21 protein-coding genes are annotated in these 25,192 nt (G+C 61.5%); 11 read left to right on the top strand and 10 right to left on the bottom strand.

Going from position 1 to position 25,192, the window contains the following annotated elements; all coding sequences use genetic code 11:
* Positions 1-64: 64 nt before the first annotated feature.
* The 6 genes from etfB to ACXR0M_RS03065 all read right to left on the bottom strand — a co-directional run bounded on the left by etfB (position 65) and on the right by ACXR0M_RS03065 (position 7,858).
* Entirely contained in the window at positions 65-835 is a 771-nt protein-coding gene (gene etfB / locus ACXR0M_RS03090; protein WP_458829788.1) for an electron transfer flavoprotein subunit beta, read from the bottom strand.
* 15 nt (positions 836-850) lie between these two features.
* The gene (gene etfA / locus ACXR0M_RS03085) at positions 851-2,071 is read right to left on the bottom strand and encodes an electron transfer flavoprotein subunit alpha (RefSeq protein WP_458829786.1); all 1,221 of its coding nucleotides are present in this window, start codon (positions 2,069-2,071) and stop codon (positions 851-853) included.
* A complete protein-coding gene (gene dgcB, locus ACXR0M_RS03080) occupies positions 2,071-4,020 on the bottom strand; it encodes a dimethylglycine demethylation protein DgcB (protein WP_458829784.1) in 1,950 nt (649 codons plus the stop codon). The genes etfA and dgcB overlap by 1 nt, the downstream gene beginning before the upstream one ends.
* Positions 4,021-4,166: 146 nt before the next feature.
* Positions 4,167-6,227, bottom strand: a complete 2,061-nt coding sequence (gene dgcA, locus ACXR0M_RS03075) for a dimethylglycine demethylation protein DgcA (RefSeq protein ID WP_458829782.1) — start codon at positions 6,225-6,227, stop codon at positions 4,167-4,169.
* 15 nt (positions 6,228-6,242) lie between these two features.
* The gene (locus tag ACXR0M_RS03070) at positions 6,243-6,773 is read right to left on the bottom strand and encodes a DUF5943 domain-containing protein (protein WP_458829780.1); all 531 of its coding nucleotides are present in this window, start codon (positions 6,771-6,773) and stop codon (positions 6,243-6,245) included.
* A 107-nt stretch (positions 6,774-6,880) separates the two neighbouring features.
* Positions 6,881-7,858: a dipeptidase gene (locus tag ACXR0M_RS03065; protein ID WP_007962626.1), complete on the bottom strand. Its 978-nt coding sequence runs from the start codon at positions 7,856-7,858 to the stop codon at positions 6,881-6,883.
* 234 nt (positions 7,859-8,092) lie between these two features.
* On the opposite strand from ACXR0M_RS03065, the gene ACXR0M_RS03060 reads away from it, so the two are divergent.
* Together ACXR0M_RS03060 and ACXR0M_RS03055 are read left to right on the top strand one after the other, a co-directional pair.
* Positions 8,093-8,494: a lysozyme inhibitor LprI family protein gene (locus ACXR0M_RS03060; protein ID WP_458829778.1), complete on the top strand. Its 402-nt coding sequence runs from the start codon at positions 8,093-8,095 to the stop codon at positions 8,492-8,494.
* Between the two features lie 48 nt (positions 8,495-8,542).
* Positions 8,543-8,959 carry a DUF3010 family protein gene (locus tag ACXR0M_RS03055; RefSeq protein ID WP_458829776.1) on the top strand — a complete coding sequence of 139 codons (417 nt, stop codon included), beginning with the start codon at positions 8,543-8,545 and terminating at the stop codon, positions 8,957-8,959.
* A 139-nt stretch (positions 8,960-9,098) separates the two neighbouring features.
* On the opposite strand, the gene ACXR0M_RS03050 is transcribed toward ACXR0M_RS03055, so the two are convergent.
* Complete coding sequence (locus tag ACXR0M_RS03050) at positions 9,099-10,043, bottom strand: GlxA family transcriptional regulator (protein ID WP_458829774.1); 945 nt, start codon at positions 10,041-10,043, stop codon at positions 9,099-9,101.
* A 207-nt stretch (positions 10,044-10,250) separates the two neighbouring features.
* Between ACXR0M_RS03050 and ACXR0M_RS03045 the strand changes: the two genes are divergently transcribed.
* The 6 genes from ACXR0M_RS03045 (at position 10,251) to ACXR0M_RS03020 (ending at position 15,969) form a co-directional block, all read left to right on the top strand.
* Positions 10,251-11,195, top strand: coding sequence for a choline ABC transporter substrate-binding protein (locus ACXR0M_RS03045; RefSeq protein ID WP_458829772.1), 945 nt, complete (start codon positions 10,251-10,253; stop codon positions 11,193-11,195).
* 106 nt (positions 11,196-11,301) lie between these two features.
* Entirely contained in the window at positions 11,302-12,189 is an 888-nt protein-coding gene (locus tag ACXR0M_RS03040) for a beta-keto acid cleavage family enzyme (protein ID WP_458829770.1), read from the top strand.
* 158 nt (positions 12,190-12,347) lie between these two features.
* Positions 12,348-13,313 carry an L-carnitine dehydrogenase gene (locus ACXR0M_RS03035; RefSeq protein ID WP_458829768.1) on the top strand — a complete coding sequence of 322 codons (966 nt, stop codon included), beginning with the start codon at positions 12,348-12,350 and terminating at the stop codon, positions 13,311-13,313.
* A gap of 345 nt (positions 13,314-13,658) precedes the next feature.
* A complete protein-coding gene (locus tag ACXR0M_RS03030; protein ID WP_458829766.1) occupies positions 13,659-14,135 on the top strand; it encodes a thioesterase family protein in 477 nt (158 codons plus the stop codon).
* 24 nt (positions 14,136-14,159) lie between these two features.
* Positions 14,160-15,323 carry a gamma-butyrobetaine dioxygenase gene (locus ACXR0M_RS03025; RefSeq protein ID WP_458829764.1) on the top strand — a complete coding sequence of 388 codons (1,164 nt, stop codon included), beginning with the start codon at positions 14,160-14,162 and terminating at the stop codon, positions 15,321-15,323.
* A gap of 382 nt (positions 15,324-15,705) precedes the next feature.
* Positions 15,706-15,969, top strand: coding sequence for a hypothetical protein (locus ACXR0M_RS03020; RefSeq protein ID WP_095050250.1), 264 nt, complete (start codon positions 15,706-15,708; stop codon positions 15,967-15,969).
* Between the two features lie 106 nt (positions 15,970-16,075).
* On the opposite strand, the gene gbdR is transcribed toward ACXR0M_RS03020, so the two are convergent.
* Together gbdR and ACXR0M_RS03010 are read right to left on the bottom strand one after the other, a co-directional pair.
* Positions 16,076-17,179, bottom strand: coding sequence for a choline metabolism transcriptional regulator GbdR (gene gbdR / locus ACXR0M_RS03015; RefSeq protein WP_122604372.1), 1,104 nt, complete (start codon positions 17,177-17,179; stop codon positions 16,076-16,078).
* Between the two features lie 549 nt (positions 17,180-17,728).
* Positions 17,729-19,105 carry an L-serine ammonia-lyase gene (locus ACXR0M_RS03010; protein WP_458829762.1) on the bottom strand — a complete coding sequence of 459 codons (1,377 nt, stop codon included), beginning with the start codon at positions 19,103-19,105 and terminating at the stop codon, positions 17,729-17,731.
* Positions 19,106-19,541: 436 nt separating this feature from the next.
* Here ACXR0M_RS03010 and ACXR0M_RS03005 point away from each other — a divergent pair, with 436 nt between their 5' ends.
* The 3 genes from ACXR0M_RS03005 to choV all read left to right on the top strand — a co-directional run bounded on the left by ACXR0M_RS03005 (position 19,542) and on the right by choV (position 22,576).
* Complete coding sequence (locus ACXR0M_RS03005) at positions 19,542-20,489, top strand: choline ABC transporter substrate-binding protein (RefSeq protein WP_458829760.1); 948 nt, start codon at positions 19,542-19,544, stop codon at positions 20,487-20,489.
* Between the two features lie 66 nt (positions 20,490-20,555).
* A complete protein-coding gene (gene choW, locus ACXR0M_RS03000; RefSeq protein ID WP_003228993.1) occupies positions 20,556-21,401 on the top strand; it encodes a choline ABC transporter permease subunit in 846 nt (281 codons plus the stop codon).
* Positions 21,398-22,576, top strand: a complete 1,179-nt coding sequence (gene choV, locus ACXR0M_RS02995; protein WP_007962646.1) for a choline ABC transporter ATP-binding protein — start codon at positions 21,398-21,400, stop codon at positions 22,574-22,576. Before choW ends, choV begins: the two co-directional genes overlap by 4 nt.
* Positions 22,577-22,820: 244 nt before the next feature.
* On the opposite strand, the gene ACXR0M_RS02990 is transcribed toward choV, so the two are convergent.
* Positions 22,821-24,761 carry a BCCT family transporter gene (locus ACXR0M_RS02990; RefSeq protein WP_458829860.1) on the bottom strand — a complete coding sequence of 647 codons (1,941 nt, stop codon included), beginning with the start codon at positions 24,759-24,761 and terminating at the stop codon, positions 22,821-22,823.
* Between the last annotated feature and the right edge of the window lie 431 nt (positions 24,762-25,192).

Genomic DNA, 25,192 nt, shown 5'->3' with positions numbered 1-25,192 from the left:
GCTGCGATCTTTTGATTTTGAAGATCAAAAGATCGCAGCGTGCCGCAGCTCCTACAGGGATTTGTCAGCGGACGACGCCTTCTTCGATAAGGAGCTTGAGAATGGCTTCGGCGCCGGCCTGTGGGGTCACCCCTTTGAGCACTTGCCCACCGCCGCCGCTGGCCTTGGCCGTTGCAGCCTTCATCCGGTCGGCGCCGCTCTTGGCCTTGATCACTTTCAGACGCTTGGGCCGGGGTTTGGCCGGTTGCAGCGTAGCGACCGCCAGCAGTTCGTCGTCCAGTACTTCCACGTCTTCGGCGTTCAATACGCCGCGCCGCGCTGGACCGTAGGCGCTCTGCCGAGGTTTCGGCGCGGCGTTATCCACAGTTGCCAGAAACGGCAGTTTCACCTTCAACCGGCGCCGCTGCCCGCGAGGCAAGGCTTGCAGCACCAGCGCCGAACCGTCGCTGATCGACTCGACCTGCGCCAGCCCCACCACCAGCGGCCAGCCCAGCCCTTCAGCGAGCAGAAACGGCAGCATGCCTGAACCTTCGCCGGTTTCCGCCTGGCTGCCGGTGAGCACCACTTGCGCACCGGCGTCGCGCAGGTACGCGGTCAATGCCGGCAAGGCGTCGGCGCCAGCCGGTTGCTCCAGCACCTGCAACTGTTCCAGGCCCATGCCCAGATAGGCGCGCAACGCCGGTTCCGCGATATCGCCAGCATGCAGCACTTGCAGGTTATCCCCAGCCAGTTGCAGGCCTAGCTCCACGGCGCGCGCATCTTGCTCGGCGCGGCGTGGCCGGCCCGAGGTCGGGTGGGCGCCGATGGAGACCAGACTGATGACATTGGTGTTCATAACTGTGTCCTTCCCTTAAGCCGCATCGCGCTTGGCGTCGTTGCGGTAAGCCGCTACCGCCGCGATCAAGGCTTGAAGAATCTCCGCGCTCTCGCCGATCACCGACAGGTCGGCGCGTTTGATCATGTCGCAACCGGGGTCGAGGTTGATCGCCACCACCTTGTCGCAGGCACCGATGCCCTGCAGGTGCTGGATCGCCCCGGAGATCCCCACCGCTACATAAACCCGCGCAGTGACCCAGGTGCCGGACGCCCCGACCTGCCGATCGCGGGCCATGAAGCCGTCGTCCACCGCCACCCGCGAGGCGCCTTCGGTGGCCCCGAGCGCCGCCGCCGTCTCGTGGAACAGCGCCCAGTCCTTGACCCCGTTGCCGCCGGAGAAAATGAACTCGGCTTCGGCCATTGGAATCGCCGCCGGGTCCACCGCCACCGCGCCGAGATCTTCGATCCGCGACAGGCTGCGCGCCACCGTTGTGGATAACTCCACCGGGAGCGCTTCGTGACGGGTTTCGCTGACCGGCTCAGCGCATTCGGCCGCAGCCAAAATCAGCCGCGCCAGCGGACGCGCGAGGTCTTGCAGCCCGGCACCGGCGCGACCGATGCACTCCTGATCCTTGACCTGCCAGACCCGCGTCGCCGGGCGTTCACCCAGTGCAGCGGCAAAGCGCCGACCGAGTTCACCACCACCGCTGCGGCTGTCCGGCAGCAGCCAATGGCGCGGATTGAACTGGTTATCCACAGCCCGCAGGCCTTGCACCCGTTGCTCCGGTGCATAACCGCTGAACTCATCACCTTCCAGGACCAGCAAGCGATCAACGCCGGCCGTCGCGAAGGCGTTTTCTTTGTGTTCGCCGAAAACCACCGCCAGCACCGCACCCTCGTTGCCGGCCAGTTGATGAGCCAGGCCCAGCAGGTCGCGGTCGTGGCTACTCAAGCGGCCGCCAACCATGTCTGGCACCACGCTGATGTAGAACGCCGGAGCCACTACCTGGTGCAGCGGCAATTGCACTTCAACCGTGGCCGAACGCTTGACCGCCCCGCCCTGTTGCGCGCCGCTGCGGTCAATGCGTTTGATGCCGTTGGGGCCGATGAATCCGATGCCGTGCAGGTTCTTGCGGATGATCCCGTTAGGCCCCATCCAGCTGTGCTGCGCCGGTTGCATTGCCGCGTGCAACGGGTGCAAGCGGTTACGGGCAATCCATTCGGCGCGTGGGTCGCGGCGGATAATGTCGCTCATCAGTGGGCCTCCGCAGGTTCACGTTTGGCCGGGGCCGCAGGTTTGTTCGGCGCGGCGTCTTCGAGCAGCGCATCGGCCACCAGTTCGGCAATGTCCTTGATCAGCGGACGCGGCTCGACCACGCCTTCGAGCATCGCCGTGCACTGTGGACAACCCACGGCCACCAGCTCGGCGCCGGTCTCGCGGATATCGTCCATGCGCATGTCGGGAATCCTCTGCTTGCCCGGAATGTCGGTGATCGGTGCGCCGCCACCGCCGCCACAGCAGCGCGAGCGGAAGCCGGAACGTTGCATCTCCTTGACCTCGATGCCGAGCGCACGCAGCACTTCACGCGGTGCCTCGTACTCGCCGTTGTAACGGCCGAGGTAGCACGGGTCGTGATAGGTCACGCTGTTGCCTTTGTGCTGGCCGAGGTTGAGCGCACCGGCTTGAATGATTTCCGCCATGTAGGTGCTGTGGTGCTGCACCAGGTAGTTGCCGTCGAAGGCGCCGTACTCGTTTTTCAGCACGTGGAAGCTGTGCGGATCGCAGGTGACGATGCGGTTGAAGGTGTATTTGGCCAGGGTCTGGATGTTGCGTTTGGCCAACAACTGGAAGGTCGCTTCGTCGCCCAGACGACGGGCCACGTCACCGCTGTCGCGCTCTTCGAGGCCGAGCACCGCGAAGTCGATTTTCGCTGCTTTCAGCACTTTGACGAATGCGCGCAAGGTGCGCTGGTTGCGCATGTCGAAGGCACCATCGCCGACCCAGAACAGCACGTCGGTGGACTTCTTCTCGCTGAGCAGACTGAGGTTCAGATCCGCCGCCCAGTTCATCCGCCCGCCTGGTGCAAAACCGCCAGGGTTATCGGTGGCGATCAGGTTCTCGAGGACTTCGGCGCCCTTGTTCGGGGTTGCGCCTTTTTCCAGCGTGAGATGGCGGCGCATGTCGACGATGGCGTCGACGTGCTCGATCATCATCGGGCATTCCTCGACGCAGGCGCGGCAGGTGGTGCACGACCACAGGGTCTCGGCATCGACCAGACCGTTGACGATCGGTTGGTGTGGATTACCGCCGTGTTCGCCCACAGGCTTGCCGGGATACGGGCTGCCGGCAAACTTGGCATCAGTGCCGCCGGCGAGGCCGACGACCATGTCCTGAATCAGTTTCTTCGGGTTCAGCGGCTGGCCGGCGGCGAACGCCGGGCAAGCGGCTTCGCATTTGCCGCACTGCACGCAGGCGTCAAAACCGAGCAGCTGGTTCCAGGTGAAATCCTTGGGTTTTTCCACGCCCAGCGGCGCGCTTGGGTCGTTGAGATCAAGCGGCTTCAGACCGGTGGAACGGCCGCCGCCAAAGCGCTCGGCGCGACGGTGCCACGCCAGGTGCAGGGCTCCGGCGAAGGCATGTTTCATCGGCCCGCCCCAGGTCATGCCGAAGAACAGTTCCGACACGCCCCACAGCACACCGACCGCGAGAATTGCCGCGAGCAGCCAGCCGCCGAAGTTCTCCGGGAGGATCCCGGCTACCGGAAGAGTCACCAGGAAGAACGAGGCCGAGAACGCCAGCAGGCTTTTCGGCAGGCGCATCCACGGGCCTTTCGACAGGCGGGCCGGCGGGTTGAGGCGGCGCCGGTAAACGAAGATCGCACCGACGAACATCACCGCCGTCATCAGCAACAGCGCATAGCCGAGGATGCGGTTATGCAGGCCGAAACCGTGTACCAGAATCGCCAGCACAATCGACGCCACCGCTCCGCCCGCCGTGGCGACGTGGGTGTTGGCGATGTATTTGTCCCGCGCCACCACGTGGTGCAGGTCGACCATGTAACGCTTGGGCATGGCGAACAGGCCGCCGAGCAGATCGACCTTCGCGGCCCGACCGCGACGCCACATGGCCACCCGCCGCAACGCGCCCAGCACCGCAAGGGCCAGGGCGGCGAACAACAGGATTGGAAGAAGGGTGTTCAACATGCTGAAGCTCCCACCAGTACAGCCTGGAGAAACACGGACTCTGTGTAAGAGCTGCCGCAGGCTGCGATCTTTTGATCTTGCTTTTAACAACAAAAGTCAAAAGATCGCAGCCTGCGGCAGCTCCTACAGGGTTGTGTGCAAAACCGTCAGAAATCCTTGCAGAGGCGCAGGGCGTCATAGATCGCGGCGTGGGTATTACGCTGCGCCACGCAGTCGCCGATGCGGAACAGCAGGTAGCCATCGCCCGCCTCGCTCAACGACGGTTGCGGCTGGATCGCGAACAACGCTTCGACGTCGATCTGGCCCTTGTTGCGCGAACCTTCCTTGAGCGCGTAGTAGATCGCCTCATCCGGACGCACGCCGTTTTCCACCACCACCTGATCGACCACCCGCTCCTCTTTGGCGCCGGTGTATTCGTTCTCCAGCACCGCCACCAGCTTGTCGCCTTCGCGGTAGACCTTCTCCAGCATCATGTCGCCGGTCATGATCACTTCTTTCGGGTACATGCTGCGGTAGTAGGTCGGGAACGACGTACCACCGATGGCCACGCCCGGTTTGATGTCATCGGTGACGATCTCGACCTGGCTGCCCTTGTCGGCAAGGAAGTCGGCCACCGACATCCCGGTGAATTCGCAAATGGTGTCGTAGACCAGCACGTTCTTGCCCGGCGCCACTTTGCCGTCGAGCACGTCCCAACTGCTGACCACCAGCCCTTCGGCGGCGCCCCAGTGTTCATTCTGCTCCAGGTACGGATGCCCACCGACCGCCAGCACCACCACGTCCGGACGCAAGTCGAGGATGGTCTCGGCATCGGCCGCGGTGCCGAGGCGCAGATCGACTTTCAGGCGCGCCAGCTCCAGCTGGAACCAGCGGGTGATCCCGGCGATCTGGTCACGTTGCGGTGCTTTCGAGGCGGTGGTGATCTGCCCGCCGATGAATTCTTTTTTCTCGAACAGGGTCACGTCGTGGCCTCGTTCGGCGGCCACGCGCGCCGCTTCCATCCCGGCCGGGCCGGCACCGACCACCACGACTTTGCGCTTCGGTCCGGTGGACTTCTCGATGATGTGTGGCACGCCCATGTATTCACGGGAGGTCGCGGCGTTCTGGATGCACAGCACATCCAGGCCTTGGTACTGCCGGTCGATGCAGTAGTTGGCGCCGACGCACTGTTTGATCTGGTCGACCTGGCCCATCTTGATCTTGGCGATCAGGTGCGGGTCGGCGATGTGCGCGCGGGTCATGCCGACCATGTCGACGTAACCGCCCTCGAGGATGCGTGTGGCCTGGTTCGGGTCCTTGATGTTCTGCGCGTGCAGCACCGGCACCTTGACCACTTCCTTGATCCCGGCGGCCAGGTGCAGGAACGGCTCCGGTGGATAACTCATGTTGGGGATAACGTTGGCCAGGGTGTTGTGGGTGTCGCACCCCGAACCCACGACGCCGATGAAGTCGAGCATGCCGGTGTCGTCGTAATACTTGGCGATCTGCTTCATGTCTTCGTGAGACAGGCCGTCCGGGTGGAACTCGTCACCGCAGATACGCATGCCCACGCAGAAATCGTCACCGACCTCGGCGCGCACCGCTTTCAACACTTCCAGACCGAACTTCATCCGGCCTTCAAAGCTGCCGCCCCATTCGTCGGTACGCTTGTTGACGCGCGGACTCCAGAACTGGTCGATCATGTGCTGGTGCACTGCCGACAGCTCAACGCCGTCGAGACCACCAGCCTTGGCGCGGCGCGCAGCCTGGGCGTAATTGCCGATCACCCGCCAGATTTCTTCCGGCTCGATGGTTTTGCAGGTAGCGCGGTGCACCGGTTCACGGATGCCCGACGGCGACATCAGGGTCGGCCAGTGGAAACCATCCCAGCGCGAGCGCCGGCCCATGTGGGTAATCTGAATCATGATCTTGGCGCCGTGCTTGTGCATGGCGTCGGCCAGATTCTGGAAGTGCGGAATGATCCGGTCGGTGGACAGGTTGACCGAGCTCCACCACTGCTGCGGGCTGTCGATCGCCACCACGGACGAACCGCCGCAGATCGCCAGGCCGATACCGCCCTTGGCTTTCTCTTCGTAGTATTTGACGTAGCGCTCGGTGGTCATGCCGCCGTCAGTCGCGTAGACCTCGGCGTGCGCGGTGCTGAGCACGCGGTTGCGGATGGTCAGTTTGCCAATTTGAATTGGCTGAAACATTGCTTCGAAAGCCATGGCGGGTTCCTCGACTTACAACGGCTTGACGATGAACAGGCCGTCGTCGTGGCCTTCTTCGGAACCACCGTAGACCTGCTCGGCCACGGTGCGGATCTGGCTGCCGCGAGCGGCGAGGATCTGGTCCATCGCGCCGGCAAACCAGCCAGTGAACATGTAGTCGACCTTGCGCCCGACCTTGCCGTAGACGTAGACGAATGCCGAGTGCTCGAGCTTGACGCTGGCGGTGCCTTGGTCGAGGTCAATGTCCTGGATCTTGAACAGGCCCCAGCCGCGTTGCGACAGACGCTTCATGTAGTGCTCGAACACCGCAACACCTTCCAGACCGTGGCATTCGGCTTCTTTTTCACACCAGTGCCAGGCGGACTTGTAGCCGGCCTTGTAGAGGATTTCGGCGTAGGCTTCAGCGCCCAGCACTTCCTCGATGCCCATGTGGTTGTTGACGAAGAAGTGACGCGGCACATACAGCATCGGCAGGGCGTCGGAGGTCCAGACACCGGTTTCGCTGTCGACTTCGATTGGCAATTGCGGGGCGATCTTGGCCATGGAAACTTAACTCCAGAAAAAATAGTGGATTCGGTGGTGACCGCTGCCCTCACCCCAGCCCTCTCCCACAGGAGAGGGGGCAGATCGGCGGCGATCTTGAGTCAGCGTTACTCGCCCCAGACGTCCTTGAGGACGTTGACCCAGTTCTCGCCCATGATCTTGCGCACCACGCGCTCGGAATGGCCGCGTTTGAGCAGGGTTTCGGTCAGGTTCGGGAACTCGCCGACGGTGCGGATGCCCAGCGGGTTGATGATCTTGCCGAAGCTGGTCAGACGCCGGGCGTAGCCCTTGTCGTGAGTCAGGTATTCGAAGAAGTCCTGGCCGTGGCCCTGGGTGAAGTCGGTGCCGATGCCGATGGCGTCTTCGCCGACGATGTTCATGGTGTATTCGATGGCTTCGGCGTAGTCGTCGATGGTCGAGTCGATGCCTTTGGCGAGGAACGGCGCGAACATGGTCACGCCGACAAAACCGCCGTGGTCGGCGATGAACTTAAGTTCCGCATCGGACTTGTTGCGCGGGTGTTCTTTCAGACCCGACGGCAGGCAGTGGGAATAGCAGACCGGTTTTTTCGATTCGAGAATGACTTCTTCCGAGGTCTTGGAACCGACGTGGGACAGGTCGCACATGACGCCGACGCGGTTCATCTCGGCAACGATCTCGCGACCGAAACCCGAGAGGCCGCCGTCACGCTCGTAGCAACCGGTGCCGACCAGGTTCTGCGTGTTGTAGCACATCTGCACGATGCCGACGCCGAGCTGCTTGAACACCTCGACATAGCCGATCTGGTCTTCGAACGCATGGGCGTTCTGGAAGCCGAAGAGGATGCCGGTCTTGCCCTGCTCCTTGGCGCGACGGATGTCGGCGGTGGTGCGCACCGGCATCACCAGATCGCTGTTTTCGCGGATCAGCTTCTGGCTGGCGGCAATATTGTTCACAGTCGCCTGAAAGCCTTCCCACACCGACACGGTGCAGTTGGCCGCCGTCAGACCGCCCTTGCGCATGTCTTCGAACAGCTCGCGGTTCCATTTGGCAATGATCAGACCGTCGATAACGATGCTGTCGGCGTGTAATTCGGCTGGGCTCATCAGGCGTCCCCTTATTGGCGATTCATGCGCCGAATCGTCTGCCGGCGCTTTGGGGCCAGCATATGCCTCGGTGCCGGGGCGACCGGGTGCAAAAACGACAGGGGAATTGCCGAAAGCGTCAATCCGCGACAAAGGGTCGCCAGGCGCGCCGATCAGCTACCTGTTCAAGCCCGCCGGCTTGAGCCAGAATCTGGCGCATCTTGGATACACCACTGGATTAGAGCAGCGACCACCATGAAATCGATCGTCCTCGCCCTGGCACTGATTGCGACCGGCGTACACGCCGCCGAAGAGACTGACAACAACCCGTGCGACGCGGTGGAAAACGACGTCCAGACCCTGGAATGCTCGACCTACAGCCGCACCACCGCCGAAGACCTGCTCAAGGACAACTACGCCAGCCTCAACGAGCGCATGCAGGCCACCTACGGCAAAAACGCGGCACAACTGGCCGACATCACCGCCAAAATCAAAACCGCCCAGCAGCAATGGCTGAAGACCCGGGATGCCGACTGCGCCGTAGAGGCGTTCCCGGCCACTGAAGGCAGCAAGGCATTCAAGATTGCGCAAAATGATTGCGTGGCGCGGATGAGTGACGAACGGTCGGAGTTTTTGGAGTCGATTGGGCAGGAGTGAGGGTCAGCGCTGTAAGCTGCACCGCATATAGCCAATCAAGGGACACTCATGAACATCTGCGGCATCGAAATCAAAGGCAGCGAAGCGATCATCGCCGTGGCCTCCCTTGACGGGGCGACGTTGAGCCATGTGGCGCTCAACACCAAGAAAATCGCCCTCGACGATGATGACGAGGCAGCCAACGTCAAACGCTTCGCGGCGCAGGTGGCGTCGTTTGTGCGCGAGCATTCGATTGACCGGATTGCGATCAAGAAGCGCAGCAAGAAAGGCGAGTTTGCCGGTGGGCCGACGACGTTCAAGATCGAGGGGATGTTTCAGTTGCTCGAGGGTTGTGAGGTGATGCTGTTGTCGCCGCAGACGATCAATGCGCAGGCCAAGAAGCACAATTTCGAGCTGCCGGGAACGCTGAACAAGTATCAGCATGAGGCTTATAAAGCGGCGTGCTCGGCGCTGGTGAAGAAGTAAGCCGATCGTCCAGACCCAGAAGATCAAATGGTGGGAGCGGGCTTGCTCGCGAATGCGGTGGATCAGTCAACTCATGTTTCGACTGCCACCCCGCATTCGCGAGCAAGCCCGCTCCCACATTGGGTTTTACGTAACCCCATCAGGCCTGGGCGGTACGCCGGTCTTCGCGCGGGCAGCGGGCGAACTTCGCGCGGTAGCTGCGGGTGAAATACGACGGTGATTCGAAGCCGCAGGCGATGCTGACTTCCAGCACGCTCATATCGGTCTGGCGCAGCAACTGCCGCGCCTTCTCCAGCCTTAACCGCAGATAGAAATTGCTCGGCGTATCGTTCAGGTGCAGCCGGAACAAACGCTCCAGTTGCCGCCTCGTCACCTTGATCGATTCCGCCAGTTGCAGCGTGGTCAGCGGCGGTTCGCTGTGTTGCTCCATCTCGCCGATCACCTGCACCAGTTTTTTGTTGCTGATCCCGTAACGCTTGGCGACCTCCATGCGCTGGTGGTCCTTGCGCGGACGAATGCGCCCCAATACGAACTGCTCGCTGACCTGGATTGCCAGTTGCGGACCGTGGGCCTGGGCGATCAGATCGAGCATCAGGTCGATAGACGCGGTGCCGCCGGCCGAAGTGATGCGGCGACGGTCGATCTCGAACAGCTCCTGGGTCACGCTGAGCTGTGGATAAGATTCCTTGAACGCATCGATGGCTTCCCAGTGCAGGGTCAGACGATGGCCGTCGAGCAGGCCGGCTTCGGCGAGCACGAAGCTGCCGGTGTCGATGGCGCCAAGGGTTACGCCTTCTTTGTCCAGGCGTCGCAACCAGTGTTCCAGGGTTGGCGTGGCGAATTTCAGCGGCTCGAACCCCGCCACCACCAGCAGCGTCGCGCCTTTCTTCAGCGGCTCCAGCGCCGCGTCGGCGTTGACCGACATGCCATTGCTCGCCAGCACCGCCCCGCCATCGGCACTGAGCACATGCCAGCGGTACAACTCGCCGCGAAAGCGGTTGGCCACCCGCAGCGGTTCGATCGCAGAGATAAAGCCGATGGCGGAGAACCCCGGCATCAGCAGGAAATAGAAATCCTGGGACATGTGCGCACTCGATTCGCGGGTAACGAGAGGGAGGGGAGCGTGGATCGTTGATACGCCGATTGTCGCCAGCGTTCAAGAGCACAGGTCGCTACAGTGCAAGAGCCAGTCGCCGCAGTGCGCTTTCATGGGGCCATAGCTGCGTAACTTGGCATCACCGGCACGACAGATGCCGGAACTCACAACAAACATCCTGCCGAGGAACCCGACATGAAACGACTGATCAGCAGCTGTGTTCTTGCACTCAGCGGTACCGCTTTCTTGAGCGCCAGTGTCATGGCGGCCGAACCCGCCTCGTGCCAGAACGTGCGCATGGGCGTAGTGAACTGGACCGACGTGATCGCCACCAGTGCCATGACCCAGGTCCTGCTCGACGGCCTCGGCTACAACACCAAACAAACCAGCGCGTCCCAGCAAATCATCTTCGCCGGGATCCGCGACCAGCGGCTGGACCTGTTCCTCGGCTACTGGAACCCGCTGATGACCCAGACCATCACCCCGTTCGTCGAAGCCAATCAGGTCAAGGTTCTGTCAGCGCCGAACCTGAAGGACGCCCGCGCCACCCTCGCCGTGCCGACCTATCTGGCCGACAAGGGCCTGAAGACATTCGCCGACATCGCCAAATTCGAGAAGGAACTGGGCGGCAAGATCTACGGCATCGAACCGGGTTCAGGGGCCAACACGCAGATCAAAGCAATGATCGCCAAGAACCAGTTCGGCCTCGGCAAATTCCAGCTGGTGGAATCCAGCGAAGCCGGGATGCTCGCTGCGGTCGACCGCGCCGTACGCCGCAAGGAGGCCGTGGTGTTCTTCGGCTGGGCGCCGCACCCGATGAACGTCAACGTGCAAATGACTTACCTCACCGGCAGTGACGACGCCCTCGGCCCGAACGAAGGCATGGCCACGGTGTGGACCGTCACCGCGCCGAAATACGCCGACCAGTGCCCGAACGTCGGGCGCCTGCTGAGCAACCTGACGTTCACCGCCGAAGACGAGAGCCGAATGATGCAACCGCTGCTCGATCACAAGGACGCCTTCGAGTCGGCCAAGCAATGGCTCAAGGATCACCCCGAAGACAAGCAGCGCTGGCTCGACGGTGTGACCACATTTGACGGCAAACCGGCCGCAGAAAACCTGCAACTGACCAGTAAATAACCCTCGACTGAAATGCCCTCTCCCCGAGGGAGAGGGGATTGAATCACGCCTCGCAGCTCGAAAAAGGGCTGCGAACAGACCCATCACGCCTGAAGGAAACCGCACCATGAACCACGACGTCATCATCACCTGCGCACTCACCGGTGCTGGCGACACGACCGCCAAGAGCCCGCACGTGCCGGTCACGCCGAAACAGATCGCAGCCGCCGCCGTTGAAGCGGCCAAGGCCGGCGCCACCGTCGTCCACTGCCATGTGCGCGATCCGCAGACCGGCAAGTTCAGCCGTGACGTGGCGCTGTACCGCGAAGTGATGGAGCGCATCCGCGAGGCCGATGTCGACATCATCGTCAACCTCACCGCCGGCATGGGCGGTGATCTGGAAATCGGTGCAGGCGAGAGCCCGATGGAATTTGGCCCGAACACCGATCTGGTCGGACCGCTGACCCGTCTGGCCCACGTTGAAGAGCTGCTGCCGGAAATCTGCACCCTCGATTGCGGCACCCTGAACTTCGGCGACGGCGACACCATTTACGTCTCGACCCCGGCGCAACTGCGCGCCGGCGCCAAGCGCATTACCGAGTTGGGTGTGAAGGCCGAGCTGGAAATTTTCGACACCGGTCACCTGTGGTTTGCCAAGCAGTTGATCAAGGAAGGCCTGCTCGACAACCCGCTGTTCCAGCTGTGCCTGGGCATCCCGTGGGGCGCGCCGGCCGACACCACCACCATGAAAGCCATGGTCGACAACCTGCCCGCCGACGCGGTGTGGGCCGGCTTCGGCATCGGCCGCATGCAGATGCCGATGGCCGCGCAAGCGGTGCTGCTCGGTGGCAACGTGCGGGTCGGGCTGGAAGACAACCTGTGGCTGGACAAGGGTGTGCTGGCGACCAACGGCCAACTGGTCGAACGCGCCAGCGAGATCCTCAGCCGCCTCGGCGCCCGCGTGCTGACCCCGGCTGAAGGCCGGAAAAAGATGGGCCTGACCCAGCGCGGCTAAACGATCACCAAAAAATGGGCTCTGACTGCCCCTCAATTTCACCTGTAGGAGCTGCCGAAGGCTGCGATCTTTTGACTTTGATTTTTTTAAAGCAAGATCAAAAGATCGCAGCCTTCGGCAGCTCCTACAGGGTTCTGCGAACTCTTTAGGACGTGACCATGAGCTTTATCACCGAAATCAAAACCTTCGCCGCCCTCGGCAGCGGTGTCATCGGCAGCGGCTGGGTCGCGCGGGCACTCGCCCACGGCCTCGACGTGGTGGCCTGGGACCCGGCGCCTGGCGCTGAAGCCGCGCTGCGCAAACGCGTGGCGAATGCCTGGGGCGCACTGGGGAAAAACGGTCTGGCGCCCGGCGCTTCGCAGGATCGGCTGCGCTTTGTCGCGACCATCGAGGAATGCGTGCGCGATGCCGACTTCATCCAGGAAAGCGCCCCGGAACGCCTGGAGCTGAAACTCGAACTGCATAGCAAAATCAGCGCGGCGGCCAAGCCCGATGCACTGATCGGCTCCAGCACTTCCGGCCTGCTACCCAGCGAGTTTTACGAGAGCTCGACCCACCCTGAGCGTTGCGTGGTCGGCCATCCGTTCAACCCGGTTTACCTGTTGCCGCTGGTGGAAGTGGTCGGCGGCAAGAACACCGCGCCCGAGGCCGTGCAGGCGGCGATGAAAGTCTACGAATCCCTCGGCATGCGCCCGCTGCATGTGCGCAAGGAAGTGCCCGGTTTTATCGCCGATCGTTTGCTCGAAGCGCTGTGGCGCGAGGCCCTGCATCTGGTCAACGACGGCGTGGCGACCACTGGCGAGATCGACGATGCGATCCGTTTCGGCGCCGGTCTGCGCTGGTCGTTCATGGGCACGTTCCTGACCTACACCCTGGCCGGTGGCGATGCGGGGATGCGGCATTTCATGTCGCAATTCGGCCCGGCGTTGCAGTTGCCGTGGACCTACCTGCCAGCGCCGGAACTGACCGACAAGCTGATTGATGATGTGGTTGACGGCACCAGCGACCAGCTCGGCCGCCACAGCATTTCGGCGCTGGAACGCTATCGTGATGATTGCTTGCTGGCGGTGCTTGAGGCGGTGAAAACCACCAAGGAAAAGCATGGGATGAGCTTCAGCGAGTGATGTATCCGGCATGACATCGCGGCCCTCACCCTAGCCCTCTCCCAGAGGTAGAGGGGACCGTTCGCGGTGTTTATGCGAGCTGCACCGACCTGATCTATCGAGCCGAACTCAAGTTTGAAAGGCTCCCGATCTACTCCCTTTCCCCTCTCCCTGCTGGAGGAGAGAGGACTGACCGAGGTGTTTTTCGAGTTACGCCGACTTGCACCACCGAGTCGAACACAAGTTTTGAAAGGCCCCCGATCTGCTCCCTTTCCCCCTCTCCCCTTGGGGAGAGGGCTGGGGAGAGGGCTGGGGTGAGGGGGTAGCTCTTGATCTCAACGAACCGCCAACTGCCGGAACCCAATCATGCCCACCCTCACCACCTACCAAACCAGAATCATCCCCGACTGGGTCGACTACAACGGCCACCTGCGCGATGCCTTCTACCTGCTGATCTTCAGCTACGCCACCGACGCGCTGATGGACCGACTCGGCATGGACAGCAACAACCGCGAAGCCAGCGGCCATTCGCTGTTCACCCTGGAACTGCACCTCAACTACCTGCACGAAGTGAAGCTCGACGCCGAGGTCGAAGTGCGCACGCAGATCATCGGCCACGACAGCAAACGCCTGCACCTCTATCACAGCCTGCACCTGACCGGCGACGACAAGGAACTGGCCGGCAACGAGCAGATGCTGCTGCATGTCGACCTCGCCGGCCCGCGCTCGGCACCGTTCACCCCGGACACCCTGAGCCGCCTGCAAGCCATCGTCGCCGAGCAAAAAGACCTGCCCGCCCCGGCATACATCGGCCGCGTCATCGCCCTGCCACCCGCCCGGTAAATTCGCCTGTTACAAGGAGCCACCATGCATACCGCTGCCGCTGTTGCCGATTTCCGTACTTATCCGTTGATCAGCGCGCTCGGTAGCGTGCAGACCCTGGCGGATCACGTTGCCATTGAATGGGCTGACGGTCGTAGCAGCCCGTTTCACCACGTCTGGCTGCGCGATAACTGCCCGTGCGAACAGTGCGTCTACAGCGTCACCCGCGAACAGGTGTTCGAGGTTGTCGATGCAGCGCCGGATCTCGCCCCCGGCAGTGTCCACATCGACAGCGACGGCTGCCTGCGCGTCGACTGGCAGGACGGCCACCGCAGCCGCTTCGACCCCGGCTGGTTGCGCGCCCATGCCTACGACGATGCGTCCCGGATCGAGCGCCTGGCGGCCAAACCCCAACCCTGTCTGTGGCGCAGCGATTTGCAGTTGCCGGTGTTCGACTATGCCGCGCTGATGCATGACAACGCTGCCCTGTTGCAATGGTTGATCGCGGTGCGCGACATCGGCCTGACTCAGGTACGCGGCGTGCCCACCGAGCCGGGTTCGCTGAAGCTGATCGCGCAGCGTATTTCGTTCATCCGCGAGAGCAACTTCGGCGTACTGTTCAACGTGCAATCGAAGGCGGATGCCGACAGCAATGCCTACACCGCTTTCAACCTGCCGCTGCACACCGACTTGCCGACGCGTGAGCTGCAACCGGGGCTGCAATTTCTGCATTGTCTGGTGAACGATGCCGAGGGTGGCGAGAGCATTTTTGTCGACGGTTTTGCGATTGCCCAGGCGTTGCGTCAGGAAGATCCGGCGTCGTACAAGGCGCTGTGCGAGATCCCGGTGGAATTCCGCAACAAGGATCGCCACAGCGACTATCGCTGCCTGGCGCCGATCATCGCGCTGGATGCGCTGGGGCGGGTTGCGGAGATACGCATGGCGAACTTTCTGCGCGGCGCGTTCGATACCTCGGTGGAACGAATGCCGGTGTTGTATCGCGCCTATCGACGCCTGATCGCAATGACCCGCGAGCCACGGTTCCGGCTGATGCAGCGGCTCAATGCGGGTGAGCTGTGGTGCTTCGACAACCGCCGCACGCTGCACGCGCGCCATGCGTTTGATCCGGCCACCGGGGCGCGGCATTTTCAGGGTTGCTACGTTGATCGGGATGAGTTGTTGTCGCGGATATTGGTGTTGCAACGCTAGACCGCGTCAGCTTTATTCGCGAGCAAGCTCCCACATTTCACCGCGTTCCCATGAATGAACGCGGTCACCTGTGGGAGCGGGCTTGCTCGCGAAAGCGTCAGATCAAGCAACACACCTCTCCCGGAATCGCAGGCAAAAAAAGCCCCGATACAAGCCGTGACAGGATCGGGGCAGAGGGTACTGTTGAGGAGCTGCCAGTCGAGGGTGACCAAACCGTCTGTAGCAAGCTGGGGCCAGTGTGCCCACTCGCCGTTCGACCGAGTTAGCCGAAAACGACCTGTTCATAGCCGTTGCGGCCACTGCGACAAATCGCCCTTGCCGTCACTCCCCATGCCTAACAGAATCGAACCACGACCTCCGTTGCCGAAGAAGGATGCGCGTCATGATGTATGCCGATTTGATCGATCAGGAAGATTTGTTGGGCCAGCTCAAGGCTCTGGGGATTCAAGTGCCCAGTGGCACCACCGCCGATAAGGCCTGCGAGTGCGCCGTGCGCGGTCTGGATAATGTTCGCGCGTTTGAATTGCGCAAGATGGTCAAGGACATGTACACCAGCGGCGCGAGTATTCAACCGGCGGTACGTCAGGCGATCGACAAGCAGTTGTTGCCGGCGTTGGCGGATTATCAGCAGAGCCATAGCGCCTGACAGGCCGCATTCGCGAGCAAGCCCGCTCCCACATTCGACCGCGTCCGCCCATGAGAACGCGGTCGAATGTGGGAGCGGGCTTGCTCGCGAAGAACGGTGACGCGATCTACAGTCTTACGCTGGCAAACGTCGACTCGTTACGCGCCTGACTCAACGCCGACATCGGCCCCGACAGCGGCGACATCACGATCGCCTGTGGCAGTGGCAGCATCGCCACTTGCTGGGTGGTGTTGGAGCCTACGCGCTCGTCACGTGGCGGAATGCCGAAGTATTCGCGGTAGCACTTGGAGAAGTGCGGCGTCGAGACGAAACCACACACCGAGGCCACTTCGATGATCGACATCGGCGTCTGCTTGAGCAACTGCCGCGCGCGGATCAGGCGCAGCTTCAGGTAGTAGCGCGACGGCGAGCAGTGCAGGTATTTCTGGAACAGCCGCTCCAGCTGGCGACGTGACACGGCGACGTACACCGCCAGTTCGTCGAGGTCGATCGGCTCTTCGAGGTTGGCTTCCATCAGCGCGACGATTTCCTGCAGCTTCGGCTGGTTGGTGCCGAGCATGTGCTTGAGCGGCACGCGCTGGTGATCCTGCTCGTTGCGGATGCGTTCGTAGACGAACATTTCCGAGATCGCGGCGGACAGTTCACGGCCGTGATCGCGGCTGATCAGGTGCAGCATCATGTCCAGTGGCGCAGTGCCGCCGGAGCTGGTGAAGCGGTTACGGTCGAGGGTGAACAGACGGGTGCTCATTGCCACGCGCGGGAAAGCTTCCTGCATCGCTGCCAGACATTCCCAGTGCACGCTGCAATCGAAACCGTCGAGCAGCCCGGCGCAGGCCAGGGCCCAACTGCCGGTGCACACCGCGCCGAGACGCTTGGACTGCCGCGCCTGGCTTTGCAGCCACGACACGTGCTCGCGAGTCACGGTGCGTTGAATGCCGATCCCGCCGCAGACGATCACGGTGTCCAGGGGCGGCGCTTTGTGCATGGAGGCATCGGGGGTGATTTGCAGACCGTCACTGGCCCACACCTGACCGCCATCGACGGTGAGGGTGCTCCAGCGATACAGCTCACGTCCGGACAATTGATTGGCCATGCGCAGCGGTTCGACTGCGGAGGCCAGAGAAATCAGCGTGAAATTGTCCAGCAGCAGAAAGCCGATGGATTGAGGCGCACGGTTCTGGGGTTGGGCCCCGGAGTTGAACGTCGTCATCGCGGTATCTCCTCACACAAAGCGGGTGATGGCCTCAGGCGGAGGCTCTTGTTATTGCCGGCGTTCTCGCGTGGGAGACGGGCTTTGTTATGACAGAGCAATTGCCATGCCGAAAATTGAATGGCCGTTCAATAACTCCTGAAAACGACGTCGCGACGCGTCTATTCAAGACCCCCGGGCAGATGAGTTTCGAAGTGCCATCAGCGGCGTCGAGAGCCCTGCCCCGCTGCCTGTGAGCAGATCGGTAGCACTTGTGGGAACGGGCCTGCGCGCGGTTGTTTCGCAGTGTCACCACAAGCACGGGTGACGGACGGTAGAGGGTGTTGAACGTGCGGGTGAGTGGGAAAGGCTCTTATCTGATTGCGACGCGCTAAAAGGTGGCGTGATTTATCGTCTGTGTTCACTTGGTGAGCAGTTTTGACTGGTCTGGCGCCTTCGCGAGCAAGCCCGCTCCCACATTGGAACCGGGTGTTCACAAATTCTGTGTTCACTGTAGATCCACTGTGGGAGCGGGCTTGCTCGCGAAGAATTCCACTCGGTATTGCTGATTCAGCACTCAACCGCACTGACCGCCAACCCACCGCGCGACGTCTCTTTATATTTGTCATGCATATCCGCGCCGGTATCGCGCATGGTGCGGATCACCCGGTCCAGCGAGATGAAATGCTGACCATCGCCGCGCAAGGCCATCTGCGCCGCGTTGATCGCCTTCACTGCAGCAATCGCATTACGCTCGATGCACGGCACCTGCACCAGACCGCCGACCGGGTCGCACGTCAGGCCGAGGTTATGTTCCAAGCCGATTTCCGCCGCGTTGCACAGTTGCTCCGGTGTCGCCCCGAGAATCTCTGCCAACCCCGCCGCCGCCATCGCGCAGGCCGAACCGACCTCGCCCTGGCAACCGACTTCGGCGCCGGAGATCGAGGCGTTTTTCTTGCACAGAATGCCCACCGCCGCCGCGCCCAGAAAGTAGTCGACGACGTTGGCGTCGGTGACCGCTTCGCTGAACTTCATAAAGTAGTGCAACACCGCCGGGATGATGCCCGCCGCGCCATTGGTCGGTGCCGTGACCATGCGCCCGCCCGCTGCGTTCTCTTCGTTGACCGCGAGGGCGAACAGGTTGACCCACTCCATGGCGCTGAGGGTCGAGCCGATCACGTTGGGCTTGTTCAATTCCTGCAGGCTGCGATGCAACTTCGCCGCACGCCGCCGCACGTTCAGACCGCCGGGCAGGATGCCTTCGTGCTTGAGACCATGCTCGACGCAGTCCTGCATCGCCCGCCACAGCTTCATCAGCCCGGCGCGGATTTCTTCTTCGCTGCGCCAGACCTTTTCATTGGCCATCATCAATTCGGCGACGCGCAGGTTATGGCGCTTGCACAGCTCCAGCAGCTCTACCGCGCTGGAAAAGTCGTAGGGCAATTCGGTGCGATCCAGATCGACCACGCCGCTGGACGCCTGGGCCTGATCCACCACAAAACCGCCGCCAACCGAATAGTAGGTGTCACGATGAATCTCGCCGTGATCGCCTTCGGCAATCAGGGTCATGGCGTTCGGATGGAACGGCAGGTTCTCGTCGATCAGACGCATGTCGCGGGCCCAGACAAACGGCACCGACAGACGACCATCCAGCAGCAGGGTGTGGGTTTCACGCAGGGCCTGGATGCGCGGGCCGATCTGCGACGGGTCGATCGCGTCCGGCCACTCGCCCATCAGGCCCATGATCACCGCGTTGTCGCTGCCGTGACCGATGCCGGTGGCCGACAGCGAGCCGAACAGTTGCACTTCTATCCGCCGCACCTGTTCGAGCAGGTGCCGCTCGCGCAGTGATTCGACGAACAGGGCGGCGGCGCGCATCGGGCCGACGGTGTGGGAACTGGACGGGCCGATGCCGATTTTGAACAGGTCGAAAACGCTGATAGCCATTGCTGCAGAGCTCCTGAAGATGCCGTTCCCGGGCGTTAAGCGCCCGCTGGCGGAGCTGCTACGCTCAAGCTGCGATCCGCCGGAATGCCCGCATCATCAGGCTTTTGTCAGGTCGTCCGGCGTCTGACACCGACGCACTCATGCCCACCAGCGCCGCGCCGTTTTCGTCCCGCATTTGCGCCGTTTTTATGCAGTTCAGCGGGCTGATCGGGGCTGAAAAAAGCTGTAAACGACGTCACTGACACTAGATACGACCATCCCTGTACTGGATACGACGCACCCTGTAGGCGTCAGATTTTCACTGGTACATGATCGTTATGACTCGATTGCAAGGCGCCGTGGTAGAGCTGTCTCCAGAACGCCATCCAACCGCAACCTATAAGTGCGGTGGTCCACAGTCGGAACACTGCCAAAAAAAACACCAAGGAGTCCATCCATGAAAGGTTCCCCGTCGTTGTTGTTGGCCGCCATGCTGAGTCTGCCGTTACTGGCTCATGCTGCAGAACCGGCGCAGTGCAGTACCGTGAATTTCTCCGATGTCGGCTGGACCGACATTACCGCGACCACCGCCACCACCTCGGTGGTGCTCGACGCCCTCGGCTACAAGACCAAGACCACCATGATCTCGGTGCCGGTGACCTACAAGTCGCTGGCCGACGGCAAGAACATGGACGTGTTCCTCGGCAACTGGATGCCGACCATGGAAAACGACATCAAGGCCTACCGCGATGCCGGCACCGTCGAAGTGGTGCGCACCAACCTCAAGGGCGCCAAATACACCCTCGCCGTACCGCAAGCGCTGTACGACAAGGGCCTGCATGACTTCGCCGACATCGCCAAATTCAAGAAAGAACTCGACGGCAAGATCTATGGCATCGAGCCTGGCAACGACGGCAACCGTCTGATCCAGAGCATGATCGACAAGAACGCCTTCGGCCTCAAGGACGCCGGCTTCAAGGTCGTCGAGTCGTCCGAGGCAGGCATGCTCTCGCAAGTCGACCGCGCGCAGAAACGCGACACCGCGGTGGTCTTCCTCGGCTGGGCGCCGCACCCGATGAACAAACGCTTCAAGATTCAATACCTGACCGGCGGCGACGATTTCTTCGGCCCCGATTTCGGTGCCGCAACCGTGGCGACCAACACCCGCAAGGGTTACACCACCGAATGCAGCAACGTCGGTCAGCTGCTGAAGAACCTGGAGTTCACCGTCGACATGGAAAGCACCCTGATGGGCAACATCCTCGACGACAAGATGAAGCCTGACGCAGCCGCCAAAGCCTGGCTGCAAAAGAACCCACAGGTGCTCGATACCTGGCTCGCTGGCGTGACCACCATTGACGGTAAACCTGGCCTGGAGGCCGTGAAAGCCAAGCTCGCACAGTAATTGCCTTACGCCGGGCGAGTTCGCTCGCCCGGGCTGTTTATTCCTTGCATGCGGACGTTCACTACCATGCTGATTGATCAGAAAATCCCTTTAGGCCAGTACATCGCGGGCTTCGTTGAATGGTTGACGCAACACGGCGCCAGCACCTTCGACGCAATCGCCGTGACACTGGAAACGATGATCCACGGCGTGACGTTTGCGCTGACCTGGTTCAATCCCTTCGTCTTGATCGGCCTCATCGCCCTGCTCGCGCATTTCATCCAGCGCAAATGGGGGCTGACTGTTTTTGTGATTGCCTCGTTCCTGCTGATCCTCAACCTGGGGTACTGGCAGGAAACCATGGAAACCCTCGCCCAGGTGATGTTCGCAACCCTGGTCTGCGTGGTCATCGGCGTGCCGCTGGGCATCGTCGCCGCGCACAAGCCGATGTTCTACACGCTGATGCGTCCGGTACTCGATCTGATGCAGACCGTACCGACCTTCGTTTACCTCATTCCTACCCTGACCCTCTTCGGGCTGGGTGTGGTGCCGGGCCTGATCTCCACGGTGGTGTTCGCCATCGCTGCGCCGATCCGCCTGACCTACCTGGGCATCCGCGATGTCCCGCAAGAACTGATGGACGCCGGCAAGGCCTTCGGCTGCTCGCGTCGCCAACTGCTTTCACGGATCGAATTGCCGCACGCCATGCCGAGCATCGCGGCCGGCATCACCCAGTGCATCATGCTGTCGCTGTCGATGGTGGTGATCGCGGCACTGGTCGGCGCCGACGGACTCGGCAAACCGGTGGTCAACGCACTGAACACTGCTGATATCGCCCTGGGCTTCGAAGCCGGCCTGGCGATCGTACTGCTGGCGATCATGCTCGACCGTATCTGCAAACAACCCGACGCCAAAGCAGGGGGTGACGCATGAGCATAATTCGCTTCGATAACGTAGACGTGATCTTCACCAAGGATCCGCGCGAAGCACTGAAACTGCTCGATCAAGGTTTGACCCGCAGTGAGATCCTGAAAAAGACCGGGCAAATCGTTGGTGTGGAAAAGGCCAGCCTGGATATCAACAAGGGCGAGATCTGCGTGCTGATGGGCCTGTCCGGCTCCGGCAAGTCGAGCCTGCTGCGCTGCATCAACGGCCTCAACACCGTGAGTCGCGGCAAGCTGTTCGTCGAGCACGAAGGCAAGCAGATCGATATCGCTTCCTGCACCCCGGCCGAACTGAAGATGATGCGCACCAAACGCATCGCCATGGTGTTCCAGAAGTTCGCCCTGATGCCGTGGCTGACAGTGCGCGAGAACATCAGTTTCGGTCTGGAAATGCAGGGCCGACCGGAAAAGGAACGGCGCAAACTGGTCGACGACAAGCTCGAACTGGTGGGCCTGACGCAATGGCGCAACAAGAAACCCGATGAGCTTTCCGGCGGTATGCAGCAGCGTGTGGGCCTGGCCCGGGCGCTGGCGATGGACGCCGACATTCTATTGATGGACGAACCGTTCTCGGCACTCGACCCGTTGATCCGTCAGGGCTTGCAGGACGAACTGCTGGAACTGCAACGCAAGCTGAGCAAGACCATCGTGTTTGTCAGTCACGACCTCGACGAGGCGCTCAAACTGGGCAGCCGCATCGCGATCATGAAAGACGGCCGGATCATCCAGTACAGCGTGCCGGAAGAGATTGTGCTCAATCCTGCGGACGACTACGTGCGCACTTTCGTTGCTCACACCAACCCGCTCAACGTCCTGTGTGGCCGCAGCCTGATGCGCACACTGGACAACTGCAAACGCATCAACGGTTCGGTGTGCCTCGATCCGGGTGGCGATTCCTGGCTGGACCTGGCCGAAGGCAACACCATCAAGGGTGCACGGCAGAACGGGTCGGTGCTGAACCTGCAGAACTGGGCACCGGGGCAAGCGGTGGAAGCGCTGGAGCGCAAACCGACGTTGGTGGACTCGAACATCGGCATGCGTGACGCGCTGCAGATTCGTTACCAGACCGGCAACAAGCTGGTGCTGCACGATAACAACCATGTGGTGGGGATTCTGGGCGACAGTGAGTTGTATCACGCGTTGCTGGGCAAGAACCTGGGCTAAAACCCGCACACACAAAAACGTCGCGAGAGATCGCGACGTTTTTGTTCGTACAGATTATTCAGCACGGAACCTGTGGCGAGGGGATTTATCCCCGATGGGCTGCGAAGCGGCCCCAAATTGTCAATCGCGGTCATCCGGGAAAACTACGTTTGACGGTTTCAGGACTGCTGCGCAGCCCATCGGGGATAAATCCCCTCACCACAATAGTTCGGCGGTGTATTCACTACACCGCCGAACTCGGGCGTTAGCTGTACACCCGCCCCAGCAACTGCCGATGGCTTTCAAACTGATCGAGCACATCGCGGGTGATCTGATCCTGGGTGAAGCCCATCAGGTCGTAATCCTGGCTGCCGTTGTGCAAGTACACTTCGGCGCGATAGAAACGCTGGCGCGGCTCATCGGACTGCATCGACTCGGTCGGGGTTGCCAGATAGCCGTCCAGGCTCACTTCGTAGACGAAAGGATTGCCCTCTTCCATCTCGACGCGCACGCCCATGCAGCGCTTGGACTTACCCAACAGCGTCTGCACTTCCAGCCCCTGTGCACGCATCTGTGCGGCAGCGTCTTCCAGCGCCGGGCTAACCTGTTTGTCCATGAAGCGTTGCACCACCGATTGGCTCGGTTGCAGATCCAGTTGGGTCAGACGCTCGCTGAAACCACGACGACCACGCTCGGCCAGTTGCGCCTGCTCCTGTTCGATCTGCACGTCCTGGCGCATCGCCTTGTGCAGGCCGAACATGAAGAACACCAGCACCACCGAGAACGGCAGACCGGCCAGCACCACCATGGTTTGCATGGCCTCGAAGTTACCGGCAAACAGCAGGCCAATGGTCACCAGCGTGATCACCACCGACCAGAAGATCCGCAGCCAGTGCGGTGCATCTTCATCGACGTTACCGCCCTTGCAGGACAGATTGGCCATCATCACCGCGCCGGAGTCGGCCGGGGTCAGGAACAGCACGAAACCGACAAAGATCGACACCCCGATCACGACTTTCGACGCCGGGTAGTGTTCCAGCAGCTGGTAGATCGCCATTGAAGGCTGCTCCAGTGCCGTCTTGCCGAGTTCCACCGCCCCTTGGTTGATCACCAGTTCCAGCGCCGAGTTACCGAAGATCGACAGCCACGCCAAGGTGAAGCCCAGCGGAATCAGCAGCACGCCGGCCACCAGTTCGCGCACCGTCCGACCACGGGAAATCCGCGCAATGAACATGCCCACAAATGGCGCCCAGGAAATCCACCATGCCCAGTAGAACAGGGTCCACAGGCCCAGCCAGCGGTCGGACTTGGCGTTGTCGCCTTCATAGACATACAGATCGAAGGTCTTCAGTACCACACCGTTGAGGTAGTCGCCGATGTTCTGCACAAAACCGTTGAGCAGGTGCAGGGTCGGGCCGAACAGCAGGACGAAAATCAGCAGGCCGCTGAACAGCACGATGTTCAGGTTGGACAGACGACGGATGCCGTTTTCCACACCCGACACGGCAGCGATGGTCGCCACGGTGCTCATCACGATGATCACGATCAGCAGGTTGGTGTTGCTGTGCTCCATGCCGAACAGGTTTTCCAGACCGGAGGACACTTGCAGCGAGCCGATCCCCAGGTTGGTCACCAGCCCCAGCAGGGTCACGAACATGCCGAAGCCGTCCACCGCGTGACCGGCCGCGCCCTTGACCCAACGCTCGCCGACCAGTGGATACAGTGCCGAACGCAGGGCCAGTGGCTGGTTATGCCGGTAGGCGAAGTACGCCACGGCCAGACCGACCAGCGCATAGATCGCCCAGCCGTGCAGGCCCCAGTGCAGGAAAGTCAGTTGCACCGCCTGACGCGCAGCCAGGTTGGTGGCCGCTGCGCCTTCCGGCGGATTGAAGTAGTGATCCAGTGGCTCGGAGGCGCCGAAATACAGCAGCGAAATACCGATACCTGACGAGAACAGCATCCCCGCCCAGGCGCCGTAACTGAAATCCGGGGTGTCGTCCTTGCTGCCCAGTTTGAGTTTGCCGTACGAAGAAAACGCCAGGCCCACCACAAACACCAGGTAAGCGGCGATCACCACCATGTAGTACCAGCCGAAGCTGCGTGACAACCAGGCCTGAGCCATACCCAACATTCTGCCGGCCTCTTGCGGGGCGATAATCAGAATGGCGGTCAACAACAGAATCAGCGCGGTAGAGGTGTAGAACACCCAACCGTTGACCGTCACCTTCTCGGGCGGGGTCTTTATTAGCGAGGCAGAACTCATGGCACAAATGCTCCAGGCAGTGCGAGAGAAGAACACAAGGCAACACGGAACCCGACCAATCGGTTAGTTGGCAGCCGACCGGCGGGTGATATAAAGACATCCGAAAAAAAAGCCCGAACCTGCCGAAATGGCGCTGTGATAGCTGTCGTGGCCAAAGTCCCGACGTTCATCCGAAACCTGGCCTTGAGCGTCTTGCCCATTCAACACGTCCATCGAACAGCGAACCGCGCCATGCCCCACGCAGGTTTCAAGCATTTTCGGATGTCGGTTTATCGCCATTTACACGTAGGAAAAATATGTAAATCGCGACGATTTGTCGCAGATCTTATTCTTTGTTGATTGAACGTTCAATCAAAACAAAATAGACTGGCCCT

This window comes from Pseudomonas sp. Eth.TT006 (genome assembly GCF_054456575.1).
Note: the sequence above shows the minus strand (reverse complement) of the source record. Positions and strands in the feature narration are given on the sequence as shown.

What these genes read in the sequence shown, in the direction of transcription:
- etfB (WP_458829788.1), bottom strand. Translation starts at nt 835, where the DNA reads ATGAACACCAATGTCATCAGTCTGGTCTCCATCGGCGCCCACCCGACC.
- etfA (WP_458829786.1), bottom strand. Translation starts at nt 2,071, where the DNA reads ATGAGCGACATTATCCGCCGCGACCCACGCGCCGAATGGATTGCCCGT.
- dgcB (WP_458829784.1), bottom strand. Translation starts at nt 4,020, where the DNA reads ATGTTGAACACCCTTCTTCCAATCCTGTTGTTCGCCGCCCTGGCCCTT.
- dgcA (WP_458829782.1), bottom strand. Translation starts at nt 6,227, where the DNA reads ATGGCTTTCGAAGCAATGTTTCAGCCAATTCAAATTGGCAAACTGACC.
- ACXR0M_RS03070 (WP_458829780.1), bottom strand. Translation starts at nt 6,773, where the DNA reads ATGGCCAAGATCGCCCCGCAATTGCCAATCGAAGTCGACAGCGAAACC.
- ACXR0M_RS03065 (WP_007962626.1), bottom strand. Translation starts at nt 7,858, where the DNA reads ATGAGCCCAGCCGAATTACACGCCGACAGCATCGTTATCGACGGTCTG.
- ACXR0M_RS03060 (WP_458829778.1), top strand. Translation starts at nt 8,093, where the DNA reads ATGAAATCGATCGTCCTCGCCCTGGCACTGATTGCGACCGGCGTACAC.
- ACXR0M_RS03055 (WP_458829776.1), top strand. Translation starts at nt 8,543, where the DNA reads ATGAACATCTGCGGCATCGAAATCAAAGGCAGCGAAGCGATCATCGCC.
- ACXR0M_RS03050 (WP_458829774.1), bottom strand. Translation starts at nt 10,043, where the DNA reads ATGTCCCAGGATTTCTATTTCCTGCTGATGCCGGGGTTCTCCGCCATC.
- ACXR0M_RS03045 (WP_458829772.1), top strand. Translation starts at nt 10,251, where the DNA reads ATGAAACGACTGATCAGCAGCTGTGTTCTTGCACTCAGCGGTACCGCT.
- ACXR0M_RS03040 (WP_458829770.1), top strand. Translation starts at nt 11,302, where the DNA reads ATGAACCACGACGTCATCATCACCTGCGCACTCACCGGTGCTGGCGAC.
- ACXR0M_RS03035 (WP_458829768.1), top strand. Translation starts at nt 12,348, where the DNA reads ATGAGCTTTATCACCGAAATCAAAACCTTCGCCGCCCTCGGCAGCGGT.
- ACXR0M_RS03030 (WP_458829766.1), top strand. Translation starts at nt 13,659, where the DNA reads ATGCCCACCCTCACCACCTACCAAACCAGAATCATCCCCGACTGGGTC.
- ACXR0M_RS03025 (WP_458829764.1), top strand. Translation starts at nt 14,160, where the DNA reads ATGCATACCGCTGCCGCTGTTGCCGATTTCCGTACTTATCCGTTGATC.
- ACXR0M_RS03020 (WP_095050250.1), top strand. Translation starts at nt 15,706, where the DNA reads ATGATGTATGCCGATTTGATCGATCAGGAAGATTTGTTGGGCCAGCTC.
- gbdR (WP_122604372.1), bottom strand. Translation starts at nt 17,179, where the DNA reads ATGACGACGTTCAACTCCGGGGCCCAACCCCAGAACCGTGCGCCTCAA.
- ACXR0M_RS03010 (WP_458829762.1), bottom strand. Translation starts at nt 19,105, where the DNA reads ATGGCTATCAGCGTTTTCGACCTGTTCAAAATCGGCATCGGCCCGTCC.
- ACXR0M_RS03005 (WP_458829760.1), top strand. Translation starts at nt 19,542, where the DNA reads ATGAAAGGTTCCCCGTCGTTGTTGTTGGCCGCCATGCTGAGTCTGCCG.
- choW (WP_003228993.1), top strand. Translation starts at nt 20,556, where the DNA reads ATGCTGATTGATCAGAAAATCCCTTTAGGCCAGTACATCGCGGGCTTC.
- choV (WP_007962646.1), top strand. Translation starts at nt 21,398, where the DNA reads ATGAGCATAATTCGCTTCGATAACGTAGACGTGATCTTCACCAAGGAT.